This is a genomic window from Secundilactobacillus silagei JCM 19001, assembly GCF_002217945.1.
Classification (GTDB): Bacteria; Bacillota; Bacilli; order Lactobacillales; family Lactobacillaceae; genus Secundilactobacillus; species Secundilactobacillus silagei.
This window is the reverse complement of record NZ_BCMG01000007.1, coordinates 30,068-56,080: the sequence shown is the minus strand read 5'-3', so window position 1 is coordinate 56,080 and position 26,013 is coordinate 30,068. Positions and strand designations below refer to the sequence as shown.

At 47.6% G+C, this 26,013-nt stretch carries 19 protein-coding genes; 7 read left to right on the top strand and 12 right to left on the bottom strand.

The window, feature by feature from the left end:
* Positions 1 to 23 precede the first annotated feature (23 nt).
* Entirely contained in the window at positions 24 to 2,276 is a 2,253-nt protein-coding gene (locus tag CES79_RS07400) for a glycoside hydrolase family 65 protein (protein WP_089136780.1), read from the top strand.
* Between the two features lie 101 nt (positions 2,277 to 2,377).
* On the opposite strand, the gene CES79_RS07395 is transcribed toward CES79_RS07400, so the two are convergent.
* The 8 genes from CES79_RS07395 to CES79_RS07360 all read right to left on the bottom strand — a co-directional run bounded on the left by CES79_RS07395 (position 2,378) and on the right by CES79_RS07360 (position 10,207).
* Positions 2,378 to 2,806 (bottom strand): MarR family winged helix-turn-helix transcriptional regulator, encoded by a 429-nt coding sequence (locus tag CES79_RS07395; protein ID WP_054654478.1) that lies wholly within the window; start codon positions 2,804 to 2,806, stop codon positions 2,378 to 2,380.
* Positions 2,807 to 3,246: 440 nt separating this feature from the next.
* A complete protein-coding gene (gene trpA / locus CES79_RS07390; protein WP_089136778.1) occupies positions 3,247 to 4,038 on the bottom strand; it encodes a tryptophan synthase subunit alpha in 792 nt (263 codons plus the stop codon).
* Entirely contained in the window at positions 4,031 to 5,245 is a 1,215-nt protein-coding gene (gene trpB / locus CES79_RS07385; RefSeq protein ID WP_054654476.1) for a tryptophan synthase subunit beta, read from the bottom strand. Before trpB ends, trpA begins: the two co-directional genes overlap by 8 nt.
* Positions 5,246 to 5,262: 17 nt before the next feature.
* Complete coding sequence (locus CES79_RS07380) at positions 5,263 to 5,841, bottom strand: phosphoribosylanthranilate isomerase (protein ID WP_054654474.1); 579 nt, start codon at positions 5,839 to 5,841, stop codon at positions 5,263 to 5,265.
* Positions 5,842 to 5,845: 4 nt separating this feature from the next.
* Positions 5,846 to 6,625 carry an indole-3-glycerol phosphate synthase TrpC gene (gene trpC, locus CES79_RS07375; RefSeq protein ID WP_089136777.1) on the bottom strand — a complete coding sequence of 260 codons (780 nt, stop codon included), beginning with the start codon at positions 6,623 to 6,625 and terminating at the stop codon, positions 5,846 to 5,848.
* Complete coding sequence (gene trpD, locus CES79_RS07370; protein WP_054654588.1) at positions 6,622 to 7,644, bottom strand: anthranilate phosphoribosyltransferase; 1,023 nt, start codon at positions 7,642 to 7,644, stop codon at positions 6,622 to 6,624. The genes trpC and trpD overlap by 4 nt, the downstream gene beginning before the upstream one ends.
* Before the next feature lie 495 nt (positions 7,645 to 8,139).
* Positions 8,140 to 8,748 carry an anthranilate synthase component II gene (locus CES79_RS07365; protein WP_089136776.1) on the bottom strand — a complete coding sequence of 203 codons (609 nt, stop codon included), beginning with the start codon at positions 8,746 to 8,748 and terminating at the stop codon, positions 8,140 to 8,142.
* Entirely contained in the window at positions 8,732 to 10,207 is a 1,476-nt protein-coding gene (locus CES79_RS07360; RefSeq protein WP_089136775.1) for an anthranilate synthase component I family protein, read from the bottom strand. Before CES79_RS07360 ends, CES79_RS07365 begins: the two co-directional genes overlap by 17 nt.
* A 1,281-nt stretch (positions 10,208 to 11,488) precedes the next feature.
* Between CES79_RS07360 and CES79_RS07355 the strand changes: the two genes are divergently transcribed.
* From CES79_RS07355 to aroB, 3 genes are read left to right on the top strand one after another with little or no spacing between them, the layout of a single operon-like run.
* Positions 11,489 to 12,355 carry a shikimate dehydrogenase gene (locus CES79_RS07355; protein WP_054654470.1) on the top strand — a complete coding sequence of 289 codons (867 nt, stop codon included), beginning with the start codon at positions 11,489 to 11,491 and terminating at the stop codon, positions 12,353 to 12,355.
* Between the two features lie 11 nt (positions 12,356 to 12,366).
* Positions 12,367 to 13,386, top strand: coding sequence for a 3-deoxy-7-phosphoheptulonate synthase (gene aroF / locus CES79_RS07350; RefSeq protein WP_089136774.1), 1,020 nt, complete (start codon positions 12,367 to 12,369; stop codon positions 13,384 to 13,386).
* Between the two features lies 1 nt (position 13,387).
* A complete protein-coding gene (gene aroB / locus CES79_RS07345; RefSeq protein WP_054654468.1) occupies positions 13,388 to 14,464 on the top strand; it encodes a 3-dehydroquinate synthase in 1,077 nt (358 codons plus the stop codon).
* A 120-nt stretch (positions 14,465 to 14,584) separates the two neighbouring features.
* On the opposite strand, the gene CES79_RS07340 is transcribed toward aroB, so the two are convergent.
* A complete protein-coding gene (locus tag CES79_RS07340) occupies positions 14,585 to 15,433 on the bottom strand; it encodes an SAM-dependent methyltransferase (protein ID WP_089136773.1) in 849 nt (282 codons plus the stop codon).
* Positions 15,434 to 15,495: 62 nt separating this feature from the next.
* On the bottom strand, positions 15,496 to 15,939 hold the full coding sequence (locus CES79_RS07335) for a helix-turn-helix domain-containing protein (RefSeq protein WP_089136772.1): 444 nt from the start codon (positions 15,937 to 15,939) through the stop codon (positions 15,496 to 15,498).
* A gap of 500 nt (positions 15,940 to 16,439) precedes the next feature.
* Between CES79_RS07335 and CES79_RS07330 the strand changes: the two genes are divergently transcribed.
* The 3 genes from CES79_RS07330 to rny are packed head-to-tail and all read left to right on the top strand — an operon-like array spanning position 16,440 to position 19,754.
* Positions 16,440 to 17,384 (top strand): alpha/beta hydrolase, encoded by a 945-nt coding sequence (locus CES79_RS07330; protein ID WP_089136771.1) that lies wholly within the window; start codon positions 16,440 to 16,442, stop codon positions 17,382 to 17,384.
* Between the two features lie 44 nt (positions 17,385 to 17,428).
* A complete protein-coding gene (locus CES79_RS07325; RefSeq protein WP_089136770.1) occupies positions 17,429 to 18,112 on the top strand; it encodes a YoaK family protein in 684 nt (227 codons plus the stop codon).
* A gap of 49 nt (positions 18,113 to 18,161) precedes the next feature.
* A complete protein-coding gene (rny, locus tag CES79_RS07320; RefSeq protein ID WP_089136769.1) occupies positions 18,162 to 19,754 on the top strand; it encodes a ribonuclease Y in 1,593 nt (530 codons plus the stop codon).
* A gap of 87 nt (positions 19,755 to 19,841) precedes the next feature.
* Here rny and CES79_RS07315 read toward each other — a convergent pair whose 3' ends face one another.
* Positions 19,842 to 21,272, bottom strand: a complete 1,431-nt coding sequence (locus tag CES79_RS07315; protein WP_089136768.1) for a glutamate synthase subunit beta — start codon at positions 21,270 to 21,272, stop codon at positions 19,842 to 19,844.
* A gap of 11 nt (positions 21,273 to 21,283) precedes the next feature.
* Entirely contained in the window at positions 21,284 to 25,750 is a 4,467-nt protein-coding gene (gene gltB, locus CES79_RS07310) for a glutamate synthase large subunit (protein WP_089136767.1), read from the bottom strand.
* Positions 25,751 to 26,013: the final 263 nt, after the last annotated feature.

Genomic DNA, 26,013 nt, shown 5'->3' with positions numbered 1-26,013 from the left:
ACTAGAAAGGAATCATGATCAATATGAAAAGAACGTTTGAAGTGACACCGTGGCACGTTATCACGCATGAATTAAAGCCGGAGAATAAACGCCTGCAAGAATCCATGACCAGTCTAGGAAACGGTAACATGGGGATGCGCGGTTTCTTTGAAGAAAACTACTCGGGTGATACGCTTAAGGGCATCTACCTTGGCGGCGTCTGGTTTCCAGATAAGACCCGGGTCGGCTGGTGGAAAAACGGGTATCCTAAATACTTTGGTAAAGTGATCAACGCAATCAATTTCATTAAGTTAAACGTGCTGATCAACGGTGAACCGATTGATCTGGCAACCGATGTTTTCAGTGATTTTGAAATGGACCTTGATATGAAGCAGTCGGTTTTGACCCGGTCATTTACCCTTACCAAGGGCGGTCAGCAGATTGGTTTTAAGTTTGAACGGTTCATCAGTGCGGATCAAAAAGAGTTATCAGTGATTCGACTGACTGTGACTAACCAAAGCACCCAATCAGCTCACGTGACGTTTAAATCAGCACTGGATGCAGATGTGCAAAATGAAGACGCCAACTACGATGAACGGTTCTGGGATATCCTGAAGAAGGACGCAACATCCGATACTGGGTCGATCGTGGCCATTACGAAGGAAAATCCATTTGGCACGCCGCGGTTCACGGTTGGTATGAAGATGACCAACGTTACCGATTTTTCAGCTGATAATGGCGAAAATGGCAGTGATAAAGAGGTCGTTAATCAATTTAGCGGTGACCTAGCGCCGCAAGCAAGTACTCAGTTGGTTAAACGAGTGGTCGTTTTAACATCCCGGGATTATGACACGCAAAGCGAACTGGAAAGTGCCATGAATGCCCTTAGCAAACGGGTGACAGCAACTTCTTATGACGATTTATTAGCTCAACATACCAAAATCTGGGCTGACCGGTGGGAAAAATCCGATGTTGAAATTGAGGGCGACACCGGCGCACAGCAGGGAATTCGTTTCAATCTCTACCAGCTATTTTCAACCTACTATGGTGAAGATAGCCGTCTAAACATTGGTCCTAAAGGGTTTACTGGTGAGAAATACGGTGGTGCGACTTATTGGGACACCGAAGCCTTCGCCGTTCCCGTTTATCTGGGGATCACTGATCCCAAGGTTACCCGTAACTTACTGATGTACCGTTACCAGCAATTGGACGGTGCTTACCATAACGCTCGCGAACAAGGACTCAAAGGTGCCTTGTTCCCAATGGTGACCTTCGATGGGATCGAATGTCATAACGAATGGGAAATTACGTTTGAAGAGATCCATCGAAACGGTGATATTGCTTTTGCTATCTTTAACTACACGCGCTATACCGGCGATAAGAGTTACGTACTGAACGAAGGCAGCAAAGTTTTGACCGAAATTTCTCGCTTCTGGGCTGATCGGGTCCACTTCAGCGAACGTAAACAGCAGTACATGATTCACGGTGTTACGGGCCCTGACGAATATGAAAACAACGTTGATAACAACTGGTACACGAACTATTTGGCCCAGTGGACACTGCGTTATACCCTGCAAATTTTGGGCGAAGTCTCAAATGAGGTTGCTCAAAAGCTCGATGTCTCCGATGCTGAAAAGCAGCAGTGGCAAGATATCGTCGACCGGATGTATCTGCCAGCCGATAAGAAATTAGGCATCTTTGTGCAACACGACGGTTTCTTAGACAAGGATATCAAGCCGGTTTCATCAATCCCAGCTGACCAGTTACCAATTAATCAGCACTGGTCATGGGACCATATTCTGCGGTCACCTTACATTAAGCAAGGCGATGTCCTGCAAGGTATCTGGGACTTTATCGATGACTTTACGCCAGCACAAAAGAAGGCTAACTTCGACTTCTACGAACCATTAACGGTCCACGAATCAAGTCTGTCTGCTGCCATTCATTCGATCTTAGCCGCTGATCTCCATTATGAAGATAAAGCCGTTGAGATGTACGAACGGACTGCACGATTAGACCTAGACGACTACAACAACGATACCGATGATGGGCTGCACATTACTTCTATGACCGGTAGCTGGTTGGCAATCGTGCAAGGGTTCGCAGGGATGCGGGTTCACGATGACCAGCTGCACTTCAAGCCATTTTTACCAAAGAAGTGGACGAGTTACCAATTCCGGGTACTGTTCCGTGGCCGTTCAATTCAAGTCCACGTGGATGGCGATGGTGCTAAACTAACGTTGCTGTCAGGTGATCCCATTGAAGTTGAGTTGAATGGTGCCAAGGTATCACTGTAATTTAAGGCAATTCCACGTTAATCTATCAACTAGAATATAATAAATCCCCCTGATAATCGATTATCAGGGGGATTGTTATTTTTAAATAATTTTAACACCCGTTATTTTTGAATCGTATCAAGGTGTTTTTGAACGGTATTGAGTAATTCGGTTAATTTAGTTGCATCAGCGTCTGACAAAGGATCTTCTAAGGTAGCATTGATTTGCATAAATGTCGCTTGAATCTTAGCAACTAGGTCATTACCGGCCTGCGTTAAGGATAATAACTTGGTCCGTTCGTTTTCAACTGGAATCGTGCGGATGACTAAGTTACGACGAACTAATCCCTTTAACAAGTTCGTGACGCTGGCTTCTTGGCGATTGAGGTAGTGTGCAATATCGCGTTGCATACTATCGGGGTGACTGGAAATGAAATTAATGGCGCGCGCCTGATCAGTATTCAGACCAAAAGTGCGTAGTTGTTGATTCAAATACTGAGTCTCAAAACTCGCGATGCGATGAATAAAACTAGAAGTTGTTTTCGTGTACAAAACTTCCCCCTCCTCCAAATAGAAATTATCTGTAGAATACCAGCATATGCTTGCAAATACAACAGAAAAGACTTGATTTTGACAACTTTTTTTGAAATGATGGTTTTCCTTTAAAGGTTTAGTGAATGGTTGGTAGATTGTAAATCGAGCTAATGGTGGGTAAAAAGCGATTATTCATAACTTAAAAAACGGCTTATTTGCTTTAGTGATGGAGCAAAAGTTTATTTCTGTTTAATTTTATGATATTGTGACGGTTGTGCAACTCATCAAGCACCAGAAGCTCCCCAAGCCCGTTTTTTTGACTTGGGGGGCTTTTGATTAGCGTCATTTCGCTTAAGTTGTTTACTTATCAAGCATATTAGATTGAGTTATCAAACAAAAACAGGTATCACTTTCCCAACTAAAGGGAGAAGTGTTACCTGTTTTTGTTAGCAGCCTGTCTATCTCACTGGATGGGCATTGACCGCTTTTTCCATTTGTTTAGTGTAGTCTAATAATTTAGCGGGTGCCTGCTTGCCGTATTCAGCGACAATGTTGACGCAGGCACTACCCACGATAGCACCGTCAGCAATTTGGGCCATTTCGGTCGCTTGCTCTGGCGTATGAATTCCAAAGCCAATGGCAGTTGGAACGTCGGTCACTTTACGGATCCGCGTAACGAGTTCTGAAAGGTCGTTCGCGAACTCACTGCGTTCACCAGTGACACCTAATGAAGAAACCACGTAGATGAAGCCGGTAGCTGCTTTCGCAATTTTTTCGATCCGGTCACCGGAAACTGGGGTGACTAATGGGATCAAATCAACGTGATGTTTCTTAGCGGCTGGTTCCAGTTCACCGCGTTCTTCTAGTGGCATATCAGGAATGACCAAACCGTAGATTCCTAATTCCTCACAACGAGCTGTGAAAGCTTCATAGCCGTATTGGAAGACGATGTTTAAGTAGGTTAAGAACGCTAGCGGCACATCGGTCTGCTTACGAATTTCAGCCACCATATCAAAAATGGTATCCATCGGTAAATCTGGATCTTCCTTTAAGGCACGGATATCAGCAGCCTGAATGACTGGGCCATCAGCAATCGGGTCTGAAAATGGGATCCCGATTTCGACAATATCTGCGCCGCCCTTAGCTAGTGCGACCACGTTGTTGACAGTGCCTTCAAAGTCCGGATCATTAGCTGCAATGAACGGGATGAAAGCCTTCTTGTTTTTAAAAGCGTCTGTTAGTTTAGTCATCAATATCCACTCCTCTGTATTTAGCAATCGACGAAACATCTTTGTCGCCCCGACCTGAGAGGGTGCAGACAATAATTTGATCCTTGCGCATCTTTGGCGCAATCTTGCGCACGTAAGCCACCGCGTGACAGCTTTCAATGGCGGCGACGATGCCTTCCATTTTGGCGATGTATTCAAAGGCGTCAACGGCTTCGTCATCGGTGATCCCAACGTACTGGGCACGGCCAGTTTTAGCTAAGTAAGCATGTTCTGGGCCGACACCTGGGTAATCCAGGCCAGCTGAGATTGAGTATACTGGGTTAATTTGACCGGTCTTGTTCTGTAAGAACATCGACTTCATCCCGTGAAAAATACCGTTTGAGCCCCGTTCAACAGTGGCAGCAGTCAGTTCGGTTTCAACCCCTTTACCAGCGGCTTCAGCACCCACCAGTTGAACACTTGGGTCATCGATGAAGTTGGCGAAGGAACCAATGGCGTTTGAACCGCCACCCACACAAGCAACGACCATGTCAGGCAATTTACCAGTCTTCTCTTTGAGTTGAGTCTTAGCTTCTTGGCTAATGACACTTTGGAAATCCCGAACCATTAATGGGTATGGGTGAGGACCAGTAGCTGAACCCATCAAATAGTAAGTGTCGTCGATCCGTTTAGTCCAGTCTTGCAGCGCCGCGTTGATGGCATCTTTTAAGACCATTGAACCACTGGTAACGGGGTGGACCTTAGCACCTAACAATTCCATCCGGTAAACGTTCAGTTTTTGACGGTCAGTATCCTTCTTACCCATGAAGACTTCACATTCCATACCGAAGTAAGCGGCAATCGTGGCAGTCGCCACACCGTGTTGGCCGGCACCGGTTTCAGCAATCAAACGGGTCTTGCCCATGTGCTTAGCCAGTAATGCTTGGCCAATGACGTTGTTGATCTTGTGGGCACCAGTATGGTTCAAATCTTCACGCTTCAAGTAAATCTGCGCACCGCCAAGATCTTTGGTCATCCGTTCAGCGTAGTAGAGTAATGAAGGCCGGTTAGCGTAGTCCACTAACAGATCGTGCAGTTCAGTTTTGAATTCTGGGTCGTTTTTGTAATGCTCGTAAGCTTTAGTCATGCGATCCAGTTCGTTCATCAGAGTTTCTGGAATATATTGACCACCATAGTCGCCGTAGCGGCCGGTAGTGTTCTTGTTAAGGTTTAAGTTAAGTTCTGTCATTGATAAATTTCCTTTCGTTAGTTAGCATGTGTAGTTGCAACGATTGCGCGAATCTTGTCGGCGTCTTTTTGACCGTTAGTTTCAACACCGCTGGAGACATCGATCACATCTGGATGAACAGCGGCAATCGCGGCCGTGACGTTTTCGGGGGTGAGCCCACCGGCTAAGATAAAGGGGTGCGGGGCTTGTGGCACTCGCGACCAGTCCAGGGTGATTCCTGAACCGTTCCCGCTATCCAGCATCACGTAATCAGCTGCAGTTGGGGTAATTTCGGCATTGGGTTTAAAGACTTGAAAGACGGTTGCGCCCGCCTGTTTCAACGCCTTGACCGTATCTTCGGATTCATTGCCGTGAAGCTGAACGATTTGAATGACACCGCTGTGGTAGATGTCTAACATGTTTTGCAGTGGTTCATTGACGAAGACCCCAGCAGTTGGAATGTCATCATCGATCAGTTCACGAAATTTTAACGCAGTAGCAAGCGAAATCTGACGACGGCTTTTCGCAAACACAAAACCAGCGAAATCTGGGTGCACTTCATTAATCGCTTGCGTATCTTGTTCTCGCATTAACCCACAGATTTTGATTTGCGTCATGTCATCACACTCCTAATAATTGCGTAATTTTTTTAGCTTTATCCGGTGCAGTCATCAAGGCTTCACCGATCAAGATGCCGTTCACGTGGTTAGCTTCCATAACCTTAACGTCGTCTCTGGTATGAATCCCAGATTCGGCGACAAAGGCAATGTTGTCAGGTACCAGCTTGCGGAGCTTGAGGCTGTTGTTCAACGAAACATTGAAGGTTCTTAGGTCGCGGTTGTTAACACCAATTAGTTTAGCGCCAACAGCGAGTGCCCGTTGTAATTCTTGTTCATCATGAGCTTCAACTAAGGCTGCTAAACCAAGATCGTGAGCCAGCTTGAAGTAATCTTTCAGCTGCTGATCACTGAGGATTGCTACTATTAATAGGACGATACTGGCACCGGCTGCTTTGGCCTGATACAGCATGTAGGGATCAACCACGAAGTCTTTGCGTAAAACGGGGACGTTCACAGCTGCTGCGATATCTTTTAGGTAATGAATGTCACCCTTGAAATAATCGGGTTCGGTGAGCACTGAAATGGCGCTGACACCGTGCTGATCATAATCCTTGGCAATCTCTAGGTAGGGGAAGTTTTCGGCAATCAGTCCCTTAGAAGGAGAAGCTTTTTTGACTTCACCAATCAAATGAATGCCGGGCGCATTGAAACGGTCATAGACAAGTTGCGGATCTTTCGTCGGCGTTGCGGCCGCTTTCGCTTGCATTTCGGCTAAGGAGATCGTTGCTTGTTCACGTTTCATGCGGCGCTTAGTTGCTGCCACAAGGTCGTCTAAGATCATGCTACTTGTGCTCCTTTCGTCAAATCGATGAGTTCGTTCAACTTAGCTTGGGCTGCACCGTTATCGATGACTTCAGCAGCCTTTTGAACGGCTTGTTCAATGGTCATCTCTGGATGAGCGGTGTAGAGGGCTAAACCAGCGTTGAGAAGCACGATGTCGCGTTTAGGACCTTTCTTACCAGCTAAGATGTCGCGGGTGATCTGAGCATTATCGGCTGGTGTACCACCAACGATATCCTGCTTCTTAGCCCGCTTTAAACCAAATTGTTCTGGGGTGATAGTGTAAGCCTTGAAGTTATCGCCGCGAACTTCAACCACGTGGGTTGGTGCTGAGATTGAAGCTTCATCGAGGCCATCGTCACCGTGAATGACTAATGCGTTATTCACGCCTAGTGCGTGGAGCACATGTGCCATTGGTTCGAGTAAGGCTTCATCGTAAACCCCGAAGAGCTGCATGCCAGCATGGGCTGGGTTTGCCAGAGGTCCAAGGACGTTGAACAATGTCCGAATGCCAAGGGTCTTACGAACTGGTGCCACGAAGCGCATGGCCTTGTGATATTCCTGAGCGAATAAGAAGCAGATGCCAATTTGATTTAAGATCTCTTCACTGGCTTCTGGTGTGACGTTGATGTTAACACCCAAGGCTTCAAGCACATCAGCGGCACCGGACTTTGATGAAGCAGCTCGGTTACCGTGCTTAGCAACTGGGGTACCAGCCGCTGCGGCAACCAGTGAAGAAGTGGTTGAAATGTTGAATGAGTTGGCGTGGTCACCACCAGTACCGACGATTTCAAGCACCGGTTCGCCAGCCTTAAAGGTTAAGGCGTGATCTCTCATGGAATTAGCAGCACCGGCAATTTCTTGAACGGTTTCGTGCTTAACTGTTAAAGCGGTGAGTAAACTTGAAATTTGAATGTCGTTGGCTTTGCCATCCATGATTTCGTTCATCACGTCGTTCATTTCGTCAAAGGTTAAGTCGGTACGGTTTGCTACTTTTGTAATTGCATTTTCAATAGTCATTTGGGTCATGGTAATTCCTCCAATTAGGTTAGTTAGTGTCAGTCGATTGAGATGTTGCTGCTAACAGGCTTTGCCATCGTGTTTGATTGAAGTTTTTCATGATTAAGATCTCCTTTGGAATAGAAAAAATCCGCCCATAACATAGACGCTAAAGAATTAGCGTTTATATTAAGGACGGATATTAATTCCGCGGTGCCACCTTAATTTGATGCCGAGACCAAGAGCCTCGCACATCACCCTTTGCGAGATGCGTATTCACATCTCCGACAACTGACGTATGTCTGTACGTGCTCCCGTACTTGGAATCTTTCGGGGCGCCCCTCTGTGGTCCATTTAACTACCTGCGTTCGGTCGCATTCTCAGCTACGGCGACTCTCTTTACGTGCACGATAATCTTGATCTCCACATCATAGGTTTGTATGAGCGAACTTGTTTGATTGACATTAGATTAAAACTTTATGAAAATAATGTCAACACTTTTTTCTAAATTTAATTTTATGCAAGCTTATCAATTGCCATTGCAACGCGGATTTGAGCCAAATAATTTTTTATGATCTGAGCGCCAACTTTGGCATCAGTCATAATGGATTCCGGATGAAACTGAACGCCATATACTTGGTTGGCTTCATCGGCAACGGCCTGAATCGTGCCGTCATCAGCGGTTGCGGTCACAGTTAAGTTCGTGGGCATGGTGGTTGGATCAATGACCAGTGAATGATATCGGGCTGCTTCAAACTGGGTGGGGCAGTCGTTAAACATGGCCGCGTGTCCCAACTGCGTCATCTGTGAAGGCTTGCCGTGCATCAGTTTAGGGGCGTGAATAACCTTGGCACCATAGGCTTCACCAATTGCTTGGTGACCCAGGCAAACACCTAGGATCGGTACCCGGCCGATAAAGGCGTTGAGGATTTCCATCATATTGCCGGCGTTTTCTGGACGGCCCGGGCCTGGTGAGAGAATGATTCCGGTCGGGTGTTTTGCCAGCAGTTCTTCAGCTGTCAGTTCATCGTTTTTCACAACGGTGATGGGTTCTTCGCTGAGAGTGCCAATGAGTTGGTACAGGTTATAGGTGAAACTATCGTAATTATCAATTAGATAAAGCATGAGCGACGCCTCCTTGGTCTGCCGTGTTGATCGCGTTCACAACTGAACGGGCTTTGTTGTTAAATTCTTGATATTCGTACTTCGCAATACTGTCAGCGACGATGCCAGCACCAGAATGAACGACGATTTGGTTGCCCTTCCGGTAGGTGAGACGGATGCCGATACATAGGTCCAGGTCACCACTAAAGTCGAGGTAGCCTAGGCAGCCGCCGTAGACGCCGCGTTTGCGGTTTTCCAATTTGGAAATGATCTGCATGGCTGAGATCTTGGGTGCTCCGGAAAGGGTTCCGGCGGGGAGCACGGCGTTGACGATATCCATAGCGGAAGCCTTTGGATCAGCGGTGCTTTCGACCGTTGAACCCAGATGCATCACGTTTGAAAATTTTAGTAAATTACGCGTCTTGGTGACCTTAACGGAGCCAAATTGACTGACAACACCCAGATCGTTACGACCTAGATCGATCAGCATGTTGTGCTCGGATTTTTCCTTTTCAGAAGTTTGGAGTTCATGGGCGAACTTGTCGTCTTCTTCTTTGGTAGCGCCCCGGCGACGGGTGCCAGCCAGTGGATAAGTGAAGAGGGTGTTGCCGCGCTTAGTGATCAAAGTTTCTGGTGAAGCCCCTAACGTTTCGAAGTCCCGGTGATGGAAGTAGAACTGGTAGGGACTAGGACTATCTTTAAATAACGTCGGCGCCACGCCCAGCAGTGAGCCGCTCATGGCCGCCTGTTGCGGATTGGAGAAAATCAGCTGGAAAATATCACCGTCCACGATGTGTTTTTGTGCCACTGCGACGTGTTTCGTAAACTCAGCGAGGCTGAACTGAAAATGAAATGGCTGTGTTAGCGCAAACCGTGGTAATGGCTTGGGTTGCGCGTTGATAATGAGGTTTTGAAGGTGTTTTAAATCTTCAATCACGGTGTCGTAACGGGCAGCTAATTCATCAGTTGGGATAATTTGGCTGAGGGTGACTTTTTGCTGGCGGTGATTATAGGCAATCACACGGTCAACCAGTAACAGGTCAGCGTCATCCAGCCCCATTGGATCGGCAACTTGTTGTTTGAGTGCCGTGGTGGCATATTTGGCATAATCATAGCTGAAATAGCCGATCAGGCCACCGGTAAATGGTGGTAGTCCGGGAATGAGAGGTGTTTGATGCTGGGTTAAAACTTGTTCCAAAATGGGTTTCAATGCTGTTTCTTTAGTAGTGGTTTCGCCACCTTCAGTCGTGGTCGTCAGCACGTTATCACGGTAAGTGAATGTTTGTCTGGGTGCTAAACCAATGAACGTGTAGCCATCCTCAGTTTTCTTGGGCTTTCCTGTTAATAAAAAGCCTGGTTCCTTAGCTTCTTTCAAAGCATTGAAGATGGTTACAGCGTCAAAGTCAGGCAGCTGAAAGTCTAAGGTGACGGGGGCTGCCGGATAACCCTTGGCAGCGGTGAGCAGTTCATTTAATGTCATGTTGATTCCTCCAATTTAGTCGTTAGTGTCGGTTGATTGAGGTGTTGCGACTAACGAGTTTTGCCATCGTGTTGATAATAAATTGAAGTTTGTCATGAATGAGATCTCCTTTAGAATAGAAAAATTCCGCCCATAACATTAACGCTGAAAAATAGCGCTAAAAGTTAAGGACGGAATTTTTATTCCGCGGTGCCACCTTAATTTGATGCCGGGACTTCTCCCGCACATCACCCTTTACGAGATGCGTATTCACATCTCCGACAACTGACGTATGCCTGTACGTTTCTTCGTACTGAACGGCTGTGTAATGCTACATAGCCGAAACGTGTTCAAGCTGGCAGAGAGCTGCATGTAAGTCAATTTCGACATAAATCCAAAACCGGGATTTTTGTCGAACTCGTCTTACACTCCGCTCCCTAACCGCCAGCTTTCACACTCTTCAGAAGAACCCTCTGTGGTCCATTTAACTACCTGCGTTCGATCGCACTCTCAGCTTCGGCGACTCTCTTGACGTGCACGGTAATCTTGATCTCCACATCATCGGTTTATATGGACGGTGTTTAATTGGCACTTACAATACCGAATAAATTAATTTTTGTCAAGTTAGCAGGTAACTTAGCTAATGTAATTCTCATAATCATTTAGAAAAGTTCCCACTTTATGGTAAAAATTCGGTGGCGGTCCTTTAATGTAAGAATAAAAGTTGACGATTGTTTTCAAGCTTCACCAGTAGTTATATTAGAAGCTATTGAGCACTTTATTCTATAAAGACCGAAATAAAGGCATTTTTGACTTAACTAATCCACTGAATGCCATACATCAAAAATAGTTAAAATTAATTATTCGGTAAGAAAGGCTGATAAGATGCCCGTTTGCGACGTTTTTAAAACGTTAAATTAGATTAAAAACAGATTAGTACTTGACAGACTGATTCTAATAGTTTAAAGTCATTCATAACAAATCAAACACAACTTCAAAGGAGTTTTAAACTATGAATCTGAAAATGAAAGCATTAAACCGACAATTAAATCGATTTAGTTACTATTGGTCAATGTAGTGTCTACACCGGACAGGTTGCAGGCACGCATCACTGCAATCTGTGCGGCCAATAGTTTTTCAGGTATCATTGCCGGTCACACAGTTAAGTTTTTCAAAACACTGTGTGACACGGACTAAACTTCCGTTGTTATAATATCGACGTTCAACGTCTCGCAGTGTTTTGTGAAAGCAAAGCATCGCGAGACGTTTTTATTTTGAACAGAATTTTTAGGAGGTGACAAATTGGTTGATGCACACACAAGTTTATATGGCTTTATTGCCAAACCAGCGCGGCATAGTTTGTCACCGCTGATTCATAACACGAGTTTTCAGGCATTAGGCATCAACAGCGTTTACCTCGCCTTTGACGTTGATCAGTCACAGTTCAAAACGGCTGTTCAATCACTGCGAGCGCTGCCGATTTGCGGTATTAACGTTTCGATGCCCTATAAGCAACAGATCATTGCCTATCTTGATGAGCTAACCCCGGTGGCTAAACAACTGGGGGCGGTCAATACCGTGATCAACCATGAGGGTCATTTGATTGGCGACAGTACGGATGGTGAAGGTTTCCTTCATGCGCTGCAAGATGAGCACGTCACCGTCCAGAACAAGCAAGTCGCGGTATTAGGCGCTGGCGGTGCTGGCCGGGCAATTATTCTAGCAACGGTCAACGCCGGCGCGGAAGTCACGGTATTCAAACGGCAGAACAGCACGTTTAATGCGTTACAAAAGCGGCTGACGAGCTGGTCGGATAAGATTCGCGTGTTGCCCTATGAAGATGAGGCTCAGATGGCTGCGGTGCTGACACAAGCAGACGTGGTCGTCAACACCACCAACCTGGGTATGGCGGGTGACAAGCATTCACCAGTTTCACCACGGGTGATGCAGGGGCTTCACGCAGGCCAGCTGGTTGCGGATGCGATCTACGCACCACTTGAAACACCATTTTTAGCCCAAGCAAAACAGCAGGGTTGCCACACAATGAACGGCCTTGGCATGTTAGTTCAGCAAGCAGCGGGTTCATTTTACCGCTGGACGAACCAGCAGATGCCAATCGCCAAAGTTAAAGACACGATCAAACAACAATTAGAACACACCAAAAAGTGAGGATGATATTTATGATTATTGTATTAAAGAATAACGACCAAAACACTATTGCAGAACTTCAGGAACACTTCGGTAACACCCATGAAGTCTTCGTCCATAATAACCGCGTTGCCGTGCAAGGCATCAAAGAGGCTGATTTATCAGCTAGCGAACGAGCAGCAGCTACGGACATCATCACTAACGTCCCAAAGGCGGTTCAAGGTTCTCGTGAATTCCACCCAGAAGATACTGTTATCCGGACTAAGCACAGTGTCATTGGCGGCGACAACTTCACCATGATGGCTGGTCCATGTTCCGTTGAATCAGAAGAACACATTGCTAAGATGGCGGCAGTCGCTAAAGCCAATGGTGCAACGATCCTGCGTGGCGGCGCCTTCAAGCCACGAACCTCACCATACTCATTCCAAGGGTTAGGTGAAGATGGTCTGAAGTTCATGCGCAAGGCTGCTGATGAATACCACATGGACATGCTGACCGAAGTCATGGACGATGAGCACGTGAAGATGGTTGCCAAGTACGCTGACATCTTCCAAATTGGCGCTCGGAACATGCAAAACTTCTCCTTGCTGAAAACTGTTGGGAAGACTAATGTTCCCGTCATGTTGAAGCGTGGGATGTCAGCCACCGTTGACGATGTGCTGAACGCTTCAGAATACATTGCTGCTGGTGGTAACCACAACATTATGATCGTTGAACGGGGCATTCGGACCTTCGATAACAAATACACCCGAAATACCATGGATGTTGGTGTTGTGCCAGTATTACAAAAGCTGACCCACTACCCAGTGATCATCGATCCTAGCCATGCTTCAGGTCACACTGAATTCGTCACACCATTAGCTTTGGCTGGTGTTGCTGCCGGTGCTTCTGGCTTAGTTGTTGAAATCCACGATGACCCAGAACACGCTTTCTCAGATGGCCCACAAGCATTGAAGCCAAACGAATTCAAAGAGCTCTCCGACAAAGCATTTGCCATTCGTGAATTGTTATCGACTGGCATGCCGGTCGAACAAGCGGAAGCGGGGCGCTAGAATGACGACTGTTTCTGTGACGTTACCAGAGACAAAATACGATGTTCTAATTGAGCGCGGCCTGTTAAAATCGGTTGGCGAACTAGTTGCCAAACAGTGGTCAGCGCGAAAAATTGCGCTGGTTTCAGACAGTAATGTCGCACCCTTGTATCAAGAACAAGTTGGCACATCGCTGGAATCAGCGGGGTTTGAAGTGCACCGCTACGTTTTTCCAGCTGGTGAAGCGTCAAAGTCATTAACGACATTGGCGGACCTAGCCCAACAAATGGCTGTCGATGCCTTCAACCGCGATGATAGCGTGATTGCGTTAGGTGGCGGTGTGACCGGGGATCTAGCCGGTTTGTTAGCCGCATCGTACATGCGCGGATTAGCGTTTATCCAAATTCCAACCTCACTATTGGCGCAAGTTGACAGTTCGGTGGGTGGCAAGACCGCCGTTGATCTGGATAACATTAAAAATATTATTGGTGCTTTCTATGAACCAGATTTAGTGATTGTTGATCCAGATACACTGGCAACCATGAAACAGCGTGATCTGGTTGAGGGCTACGGTGAGATCGTGAAGACCGCCGCATTGGAAGGTGGTGAATTCTGGCAACTGATTGAGACTATCAACAGTCCAGCAGATTTAATTACCCATTCGCCTGAATTGAGCGCGCGTTCGATTCATTACAAGGCGTCCGTGGTAATAGCTGACGAAACCGAAAGCGGCACGCGTCAGTTATTGAACTTTGGTCATACGATCGGTCACGCGGTTGAAGCGTTGGCTGATGGTGGCCTGCGACATGGTGAAGCAGTCAGCATCGGGACCGTGGCAATTATGCGGGTGTTTGAAAACGCCGGTTTGGCGGAGAAGGGCATTACCGCAAAATTACGCGAGCGTCTTGCGGCTGTTGGTTTACCGGTGACGGATGACTTATTAACGTCACCCAAAGTGTTAGACAAGGTTAAAAACGATAAGAAAAATCGTCATGGTCACTTGAATCTAGTTTATCTGACGGCCATCGGACAACCCAAGATCAAGTCGATTCCAAGCAGTGAAATTGCATCATTTTTACATCTAACAGTGGCTGATTAGTCGCTGATACGTGGTAGCCATGTTTGGGAAGGCGTGGTTATAACGTTAGGAACATTGAAGTGAAAATTTGAATAGTTTAAAAAAAGTTCTGAGGAATAGGATCCTCAGAACTTTTTTGATTTATTTGACTAAATAAACATGATCATGAATCAAATCAAACTGATTAAAGTGTTTGTTCAGCGCTTTGACTGCCGGTGTCTCTAACAGTTTAGCGTTTTGCCAGAACACTTTTGAATCCGTGGCGCCATCCTTTTCGCCAATCACGATAAAATCGTAATCCTTATCGGCTGCGCGAATTTGCTGCAGGAGGTCCCAGTCGATAGTTAAGCCATCTGGTGACCAGACCATAACGATCACATCGACTTGATCATGGTACTTAGTGAATGCTTCACTAGCAGTCAGCCGTTCCACCTTGGTTACGGGATGTTTGCCCGTTTCATTTTCCTTCGTCCAATCCTTAGAGTCGGTGGTGATCACGGTTTGACCATTGTCCTGTAAGCCTTTAGAGACGTAACCGTTGCCTGCCATAACTTCCAAGGTAGGCCGACCATTAATGAAATCGGCGAGATCCTTAGCAACTGGTGCTGAGATATAGGCCCACATGCCATAAGTGTCCTCGAGATAATCCCGAAAACTACGGAGCTTTTTATCTAAGTCAGGCAGGGCGTCAGATAATTGGTTCCAGCGCTTGTCACCTGCTGGATCGCCAGCGGGAAAGGTCTCGTTGAGTTGCTTAAAAATGACATCCTGCGTGTTATCAGGTAGTAGTAACTGTGGCAGAGTTTGCGGTAAAAGTCCCTGTTTAAGCAACCGGTCAGCTTGCAAGACATTATTGATCAGTATTTTAATGGTCGGAAAGTCGGCAAACAGTGTGTTGTATCGTTCCATGGTGGCAATGTAGCCGGATGGTTTAACTGTATGTTGTTGCCGTGCACGTTTGAGTAATTTCTTTTTTTGTTTTGGATTCAAGACGAATACCTCCAGATACAAACGCGTCATTCGACAAATAAATACGAATGGCGCGGTTGGGTTTATTTTTGTTTACCACCATCAAGCCCAAGTTCAAGGGATTCTTGATGCGTAATGGGCGTATCCTCTTCATCGTTAGTATCTATTCGTCGCGAACGGCCGTGAAGGTAGCCGTTCATGAGTTGATAGATGGCGTACCGGTCATCGGATGACAAAGTTTTTTGTCCAAATGTTAATTCCTTGCCGGACAGAAATAAGCGGTCTAAATCGTATTCATCACGTTCTGATTTACCAGCGAGATAGTCCATTGTGACATCAAAGAACTCCGCTAATTTGCGGACTTCCATGTAGGAAGGTACCCGGATGCCACGCTCCCAATTACCAATTTGAGCTGCGGTATTTTCGTGTTCTTTATCTGGTTTAAATAATTGATTTAAGGCGGTTGCCAACTGGGCCAGCGTTAAATCCTGACCACGGCGCAATGCCCGGAGTCGTTCGGAAAACATGCACATCACCCTTTCTCTACTATTGTATACCTAACGGAGCGTTTTGTGGGAGACTGAAATCATATTTCGTTGCGTGTGAGCCGGCCCATCATAGTGAACTCGCTCCGGAGCTAGCACCTGCGCTTCGCTTGGAGCGGATCTCCTCCGTCTCGTATGTCACTAGATTACCAAAAAACGGTAATCAACTGACATCGACACTACGATGGGGTGGCTCACACTCCACTACATATAGTGTGTTCAAAATTCAACGTAACGGAGTGGGCGGGAGTTGGTCGTGGTGGCCGTATGAGTTGGCTTTGGTACTTTGAAAGCCTACTCATACAATTGACGGAGGAGATCCAGTTTGGCATGGCCAAACTTAGCTCCGGAGCAATTGCCACTTCGACCGACTCCCGACCGCGCAGTGGCGTGACCCCTTAGACTAACAACCTGCTGAATTAAAGGGAAGGTATGGTATGATATACCGCGTAAACTTTTAAAAAGAATTGGAGTGTAAACAAGTGAATAAGCGGTTAAAACACTGGTTGATTGGTCTAGCAATCTTCGTGGTAGTAATTTGTATTGGCATTGGCGCAGCAGGGTGTTACTTCTATAATATGGCGGTGGCTCGTGGCCGAAAAGCATTTATCAATAACAGTACGGTCATCAAAAAGAGCGACCCGCTTTACCATCAAAAGAAGTGGTACCAAGCGGCCAAAAAGTACACGTGGCGCGAAACCTCAGCCACTAAGAACCTTAAATTAGTGGCCAGTTACGTACCAGCCAGCAAGCAAACGAATAAAACCATTGTCATCGCGCACGGTTTTGGCGGTAGCAGCAGCAAAATGGGAGAATACGCAGGGTTATTCCATGAGCTGGGATACAACGTACTGTTACCAGACGATCGGGGTGCTGGCAGAAGCCAGGGAACTTATATCGGCTATGGTTGGCCGGATCGGCTGGATTACTTAAAATGGATCAGACAGGTCATTCATCGCAACGGGCCGCAGTCGCAGATCGTGATGTTTGGGACCAGTATGGGCGGTGCCACGACGATGATGGTCAGCGGCGAAAAAACACCGAAACAGGTTAAAGCCTACATTGAAGATTGCGGCTACACCAGTATTTATGACGAAATTAAATACCAGGCGATGTCGATGTATCATATTCCGGAATATCCGCTGGTACCAGTAGTTAGTGGGATCAATTACCTGAACAACGGCTATACCTTTAAGCAGGCGAGTGCCTTAAAGCAGGTTGCGAAGAACCATAAACCGATGCTGTTTATTCACGGGACCAGCGATACGTTTGTCCCGACCAAAATGGTTTATCCGCTATATCGAGCGGATAAGGGACCGAAACGACTGGTGTTAGTGAAGGGTGCCAAGCACGCCAAGTCGTACAGTCATGCACCGGGACTGTACCGAAGCGTTGTCAAAGCATTTCTAGACCGGTATTTTAATTAACGGATGCTATAATTCAGCCGAAGACCTTTTCTAAGGAGGCTGATATGATGACTGCAAACCGTTATACTTTTAGCTGGCTGACGTTTTTAGCCACTTTTTCGATGGGTGCGATCGACGCGTATACGTATATTGCTCATGATGAGACGTTTGCCAGCGCACAGACTGGCAACTTGATTGTTTTTGCGGTGAAATTTGCTCGTGGCGGTTTTAGTCAGGCATGGGTCTGTCTGCCAATTTGGATCGGGTTTGCGCTAGGGTGTTTTGTGGCCCAAGCGGCTTTAAGCTGGTTGAATCATAAACGGAATCTGCGGCAGCGCTACCTGTGGTTAATGGGCATCGTGGTGCTGACGCTGTTCGTAGCGGCTTTAGGCCAAGATTGGTTTAGTGAGCTGGTTTTGATCTTCATTTTAGGCTGGCTGTCCGGGTATGAACTGACCAGCTTTCGTGAAGTCAAGGAAACCACGGTCAATAACGGCATCATGACGGGAAATACCAAGAATATCATGGTGGCACTATATCACTGGCTGGTGGAACACGATCGCAGTGAGCGCTCGAAGTGCCTATGGATCGCGGCGACGTTATTGACCTTTGTCCTGAGTGCCAGTCTATCAGCAGTGGTGTGCGTCCAGCTCAGTCCCAATTTAGTATTGTGGGCGGTATTGGGGTTAAATGCAGCTGGTCTCTTGGCGATTTACCTTGCCAGTTGCTTTAGAAATGGCGCACAATAGCGTATAATAACAAACGTATATCGAAACTATAAATTGAGGAAGTGCCGACATGATTAATACGATCATCGTGGTTGCTACTCTCGTGATCGGGCTATTGGCAGGATACATAATCCGGCGCCAAAAGCACCGTCGCGACGTTGATGCAGCAACCCGACAAGCAGCGGCACTTCGGGAGTCCGCGCGCAAAGACGCGGAAAAACAAGCAACCAAGTATCTCACTGAAGCAAAAGCAAAGGTTCAACAAGATCGGCAGGCAACTGAGGCCGAACTGGCAGATCAGCAAACAGAGACTGATAACCGTCAAAAACGGACGGAACAGCGTCAGGTGACTTTGAAGCAGATGGCCGAACGGTTGGACCAGCGTCAGGATGCCATCGATAAGACCCAGTCAGAACTGAATGCTGATAAGGATCATCTCAACGAGACGAAGAATCAGGGACATCAGCTGTTCATTGACCGTCAAGATGAGGTGGCCAAGCGTGCTGAGTTAACGACCAACGAAGCGAAGGATCAGATTCGGCTTGATACTGCCCGTAAGTTAGAGCAGGAAAAAGACGTGACGGTTCGTGAGTTAACGGAAAGCGCTGAGGCATCGGCGGACAAAGATGCCCGTAATCTGATTATCGAATCGATTCAGCGCGGACCAGTGGACTGGCCCCGTGAACACGCGGAGCATTCTGTGCTGGTACCGACGAACGAGACGAAGAGTAAGCTGATTGGCCGTGATGGTCAGCATATTCGCTTACTCGAATCACTGACTGGTACTGACTTAGTCTTTGACCCTGATCAGCCGAACCTGTTATTGATCAGTACCCATGATCCGATTCGGCGTGAGACGACGCGTATTGCAATTGAGAGCTTGTTGGCTTCCCGTAAAATTACGGCCGCTGCAATTGAAAAACAGGTACAAACTGCCCAGAATGATGTGTTGAAAGACCTTCGCCAGACTGGTGAACGAACGGTCAGCATGTTGAAGATCGGCTTTATGCACCCTGACCTGATGAAAATTATTGGCCGTTTGAAGTTCCGAACTTCATATGGTCAAAACGTGCTGAATCACTCCATTGAAGTGGCTCAGATAACTGGTGTTATGGCTGCTGAGTTAGGCGAAGATGTTCGAATCGCTAAGCGGGCAGGGCTACTCCATGATATTGGTAAGGCCATCGACCACGAGATCGAAGGGACCCATGTTGAGATCGGGGTGGCTTTGGCGAAGGCCTTTGGTGAAGATCCAATCGTCATTAATGCGATTGCTTCTCACCATGGGGACGTTGAAGTGACGTCACCGATTTCATCGTTAGTTGCCATCGCGGATGCCGTGTCAGGTGCCCGTCCTGGTGCCCGAAGCGAATCGGTTGAAGAGTATATCAACCGGCTGCACAGTCTGGAAAAGATTGCCAACGATCATAAGGGTGTGCAGGAAAGTTATGCCATTCAAGCTGGTCGTGAGATTCGCATCGTGGTTCAGCCAAAGGTCCTGGACGATAAGGCCACTGCCGATTTAACTGAAAACGTGAAGGATCAGATTGAAAATGATTTAACGTATCCAGGCAAGATCAAGGTAACAACGATTCGTGAACTGCGGGCCGTTGAGTACGTTGGTGATAAACCAGGTAAAAAGAAGAAGAAAAAGCGTGCTTAGAGTAATCTAAGCGCTGGAAATCAAAATAACGTGCTTCTCAGTCATTGACTAAGAAGCACGTTATTTTTGTGTCATCATCGATCTTAATTAAGCTTTTGCCGAAAGCACTTCAAAGGAGGCATCGACTTTTTCAGCACACATCCGGCCTTCGTGAATCCCCCAAATTACAAGGCTGGGGCCACGCCGACAATCGCCGGCGACAAAGACCTGACTGTCATTGGTCGTATACTGGTCAGTCGTTTGGGTAATACCAAAGGCGTCAAACAACCCTTTTTCAGCGCCGGTAAAGCCCATTGCCAGTAAAACCAGATCGGCTTTGACCCGTTCTTGGCTGCCGGCGATTGGCTTGAAGTGGTCAACCTGGCTGACTTCAACTTCTGAAACCTGGTCATCGTGACCGAAAAAGCCAGTCGCTGTCGCCGTGTACTGGGTAATGTCACCGTAAAGGGCACGGGCTTCTTTTTGACCATAGCCGTTTTTTAAAACCATGGGCCATTCAGGCCACTGGTTATCCGGCTGCCGTTTCGTTGGCAGTGCCGGTGTGATCTCCAGCTGCGTGATGGCGGAGCAGCCTTGACGAATGACGGTACCGATGCAGTCGTTACCCGTATCACCGCCGCCAAGGACTAGAACGTGTTTACCAGCCAGTTCTTGAGTGGCCTGCGTCCCGTTTTTAATGACGGACTTAGTGGCTGACTTAAGGTAGTCCACCGCCTGATAGATGCCCTTTAGCTGCCGGCCAGGCACGTTTAAATCACGCGCTTGCCGAGCGCCGGTACACAAAATGATGCGGTCAAAATTTTGACGCAGAACGTTAACGTCGATATCTTTACCAACTTCCGTATTGGCAACTAGGGTAATGCCCACATCTCTTAAAGCTTGAATCCGACGCGCCACGATTGATTTCGGCAGTTTCATATTGGGAATGCCGTACATCAATAGGCCACCGAAACGGTCATCACGCTCATAAATCGTCACGGAATGGCCCAATTGATTCAAGCGCCAGGCAGCTGACAGGCCAGCGGGACCACTGCCGACGATGGCAATTTTTTTACCCGTTCGGTGCAGCGGCTTGCCGGAATCCACGACCCAACCATTTTTAAAGGCCTGTTCGATAATGAATTTTTCGTTATTTCGGATGGTGATGCCAGAACCGTTCAAAGCCTGAACACAGGCTACTTCACACGGCGCTGGGCAGACTCTGCCAGTCATATCAGGCAGGTAATTAGTACGGGTCAACCGTTCAAATGCTTGCTGATCACGGTTCTTATAGATCAAGTCGTTCCATTCAGGAATCAGGTTATCGTTGGGGCAGCCACTGACTGCGCGGCCACCGCCGTAGAAAATGCCGTGATGACAAAAGGGAATCCCGCAGTTCATACAGCGGGCTGCCTGCTGACGGCGTTCACCGTCATTTAAGTCAAGTTCCATGACGTTAAAGTCTTTGATCCGCTGCATCACCGGACGCATTGGATTGTTTTTTCGATCGTAGGTTAAAAAGCCTCTTGGATCAGCCATAGACAAGTCTCCTAACTCTTCTTAGTCGCAACATCGAACGCTTTTTGAACCGCCTGTTCCTTTGAGACGCCCGGTTGGGTGTAGTGGGCGATCAGATCCTGCATTCGATGGTAATCACGTGGATAAACTTTAATAAAGGTCTGCTTTTCCTGCTGCCAATGATCAAGAATTTTTTTGGCTTGTGAGGAATGGGTAAAGTCATAATGTTTTTCGATCAGCTGTTTTAAGATCTGGTCGTCGCCCGTCTCATCCAGGGCGTAAAGGTCAACGAGATCAGTGTTGCAGTTTTGCTTAAATTGGTGCGTCCAATCATAGACGTAAGCGATACCGCCAGACATACCGGCCGCAAAGTTCCGACCAGTACGGCCGAGAATCACGGCCACGCCACCGGTCATATACTCACAGCCATTGTTGCCGATACCTTCAACGACCACGTTAGCGCCCGAATTACGGACACAGAACCGTTCACCGGCCCGGCCGTTAAAGAAGGCTTCACCGCTAGTGGCACCGAAACACGCGACGTTACCGATGATCGGAGCGTGAGCGTAGAGGTCCTCAGCCCCCTTAGTCGCAGCAACGATCAGTCGACCGCCGGATAATCCCTTGCCTACGTAGTCGTTAGCTTCGCCTTGAAGCTTGATTTCAAGACCTTGGGTGATAAATGCGCCGAAGCTTTGACCGGCGATACCCGTGTAATTGAATTTAATACTGCCGGGCTTTAATTCCTGGGGGCCAAAGTGAGTGGCAATCCAGCCGCCTAAACGACTGCCAACCGCACGATCCGTATTGTTGATGGGTAACTGAACGGTGGTGTCGTCGTGGTGCTGCTGCAGACTGGCAGCCATGACGTGATCCAGATCAGGCCACTGGTACTTCGATTTAAATGGTGCTGTTGCCTTTCGTTTAATTGGGATAGTTTTGTTGATGATGCGGTCATAATTTAACGTCTTGGCTTTGCCGGATGGCACGTAACGGGGTGTCAGGTGTTCGCCATGGCCGACCATTTCATCAACGGTTCGATAGCCCAGCGTTGCCATTTGCTCACGCAGGTCTTGGGCTAGAAAATGCATCATGTTGATGACGTATTCCGGCTTGCCAGCGTAGAGTTTTCGCAGGTCTGGGTTTTGGGTCGCGATCCCGACAGGACACGTGTTTAAGTTACACTTGCGCATCATCAAGCAGCCAATAGAAACCATGGTCAAGGTAGCAAAGCTAAATTCTTCGGCACCTAACATAATGGCAATAGCGATATCTCTGCCAGTCATCAGCTTACCATCGACTTCGAGGGTCGTTCGTTGACGCAGTTTATTGAGTGCCAGTGTCTGGTGCGCGTCCGCCAAACCCATTTCCCACGGTAACCCGCAGTCACGAGTCGAGTTTCTCGGCGCCGCACCGGTACCGCCGTCGTAACCCGAGATCACAACGGTATTCGCGCCGGCTTTAACCACCCCGGCAGCAATCGTACCCACACCAGTTGAAGAGACCAGCTTGACGTTGATCTTAGCGTAGGGATTGACCTGTTTGAGGTCGTAGATCAGCTGAGCCAGATCTTCAATGGAATAAATATCGTGATGGGGCGGCGGTGAGATCAACTGCACGCCGGCAATGGAACCACGGATACTAGCGACCCAGGGATAGGCTTTGCTGGCGGGTAGTTGACCGCCTTCACCGGGTTTAGCCCCCTGTGCCATTTTAATTTGCAGTTCATCGGCACTCATTAGGTATTCCGTATTCACACCGAACCGGGCGGTAGAAACCTGTTTGATGCGGCTATTGCGGTTTAAACCGTCTTTACCGACTTTGAAACGCCGGCGATCCTCGCCGCCTTCACCGGAGTTACTCCGGGCACCGATGCTGTTCATGGCGATCGCGATGGTTTCGTGAGCCTCTTGTGAAAGGGCACCAAAGCTCATTGCCCCTGATTTGAACCGCTTCACAATTGAGCTGACCGGTTCGACTTCGTTAATGGGAACGGCAGGCTGCTTAGTGGTATCAATTTGCCACATGGACCGGAGCGTCACCGGATTTTCCAGCGAGTCCTGATTCATTTTGGCAGCGTATTGCTGATATTGCTGATAGTTGCCAGAGCGGACCGCTTTTTGAAATTGATAGATCGTTGTGGGCGCGTATAGATGATGTTCACCGTCTGATTTGAATTGAAAGCTGCCACCAGAGGGGAGGTCATCTACGGCGTGCCGGCTATAAGTCAGTTGATAGTTGCGGTAGTATTCCGCTTCGATCTGATCTAGATCCAAGCCGCCGATCCGCGAAGGCGTTCCCGTGAAGTACTGATCCACAACGGAATTGGCTAACCCAACGGCTTCAAATAACTGCGCACCTTGGTAGCCGGCAATGGTTGAAATCCCCATCCGGCTCATGATTTTGATGATGCCATTGACGGCGGCTTCACAGTAGTTATCCAGACATTGCGCTAAGCCGCGTTGGCGTAAGGTCGCAAACGCGCCGTACGGATGAATGGCGGCGGCACCATAACCCAGCAGGCAGGCAAAATGATGAATCTCGCACGCTTCGGCGGTGTTGACCACGATGGAAGCGGCGGTATCTTTTCCTTGGCTGACCAAATAGTTGTGTAACCCAGCCACTGCTAACAAAACGGGAATGGTCAACCGGCCTTCCCGGGCATGCTCATCGGATAAAATAATGATCGTCGTGCCCTGATCAATGGCGTTTTCAGCTTGCTTGAATAAATTATCCAACGCATGGGCCAATCGATTAGGATGATTGGTGAGCGGGTAATCGAGCTGAAGCGTTGTGACTTGCAGGGTCGGCAGGTCTAAATTAATAATTTTGGTGTAATCTTGATCGGTTAAAATAGGACCGTCTAATCGTAATTTTTGGCAGTTAGCCGCGATGTCTTGCGTCACGTCACTGTCCCGTCCTAAGAAAAGGGTGGTACTGATGACAATTTTTTCGCGTAACGGATCGATCGGTGGGTTAGTGACCTGCGCAAAGGCCTGTTTGAAGTAGGTAAACAGCGATTCACTGTGGTGGCTAAGAACGGCTAACGGTGAATCAAAGCCCATGGCAACGACTGGCTCATGACCATTTTTAGCCATGGGGATCAAGTCGGTTTCAATCACTTCATGGGTGTAGCCATTGCGTTGCCATAACTGTTTTAAGGTTTCATCAAACGCGGTTGGTGCGGCCTTAACCTCTGGAAGAGTCTTCAAAGGCAACCGGTTAGCTGCCAGCCACTGGGCGTACGGATGAGCCGTTGCATAGCGATGCTTGAGCGTTTCTGATTTATAGATTTTACCCGTGCTGGTATCCGCCACCAACATTTCTGCTGGTGAGAGGATGCCCTTTTCTTTAATGGCAGTTGGCGCAACGTCCACCACCCCAGATTCGGAAGCTACGATCAATTCGTTGTCCTTGGTGAGGGTGTAGCGCGATGGCCGTAAGCCGTTACGGTCTAGGAAGGCACCGACTTGAATGCCATCAGTAAAGCACAGGGCAGCTGGTCCGTCCCAAGGGGCCATAAAGGTCGCGTTATATTCATCAAAAGCGCGTTCTTCCGGTGACATTTGGGTACCGGCTCCCCAAGCTTCAGGGATCATCATCATCAGCGACTGGGGAATGGAGCGGCCGTGGCGATACAGGTATTCCATACAGTTCTCTAACTTGGCGGAATCGGAATCATCGTCATCGTAGATTTCAATGCCGTGACTGGTCATCCAGTTTTCAGCGCCCTTTAACGTGTTGATCTCGCCGTTATGGGCCAAAAAGCGGAAGGGCTGTGCCCGATCCCAACTGGGAAAAGTATTCGTTGAAAAACGGGAATGGATAAGACAAATCGCACTGGCCATATCAGAAGCGTGCAGGTCAGGATAAAATAAGCCGACTTGGTAGGCATGTAACATACCTTTATAAACCAGAGTCTGGCTGGAAAGCGAACAGATCGATAGTTCTGGCCGTTCAAAATTCTTTTCAAGATGGCGACGCAGGGCGTACAGATGGTCTTCAAAATCACGTCCGCTGGCAACGTCTGCTGGTCGCTGGAGGATCACTTGCGCGAAGCCCGGCATTGATTTTTGGGCAGCAGGACCGCAGCTTTCATAAACGAACGGGACGTAACGGGTCCACAGAATTGGGAATCCGGCGTGGCTGATCTGATCAGTTACGGCTTTTAGCATAGCGTCGCGTTTTTGTTCGTCATGCGGTAAGAATAGCTGCGCCACTGCATAGTCACCAGCAGCGGGTAAGGTCAGGTCAACCTTAGCCATTAGGTGACGGAAAAAAGCGTCGGGCATTGCCATTAAAATTCCAGCGCCGTCACCGGTATCAGGTTCAGCACCCGTTCCGCCACGATGGTTCATCCGCTGCAGCATGGTAAGCGCCTTTTCAACCAATTGGTGGCTTGGCCGGCCATCAACTTGGGTGATAAAGCCCATTCCACAAGCGGCATGTTCATATCGAGGGTCATACATTAATCCATTTTTATGCTTGGAATCAAGCATGCCATCACCTGCTTTGTTTAAAGTGAAATCAGTTTAATGATTTAAATCTCATGGTATTCTAATTTAAAATAGAATACAATTCATTTTTAAATAAATATGTATTTTATGAAAATAATCGCATTCTTTAAAATGGCTCTAGTTGTTTACACATCAACGATTAACGAGAAAATACACTGGTAAATTAGCGTTTTAAAAAATATTTAGTATTTAATTTTAGAATATCAACTAATTTTTATTTAAAAATAACTTTATAAATAGTCACT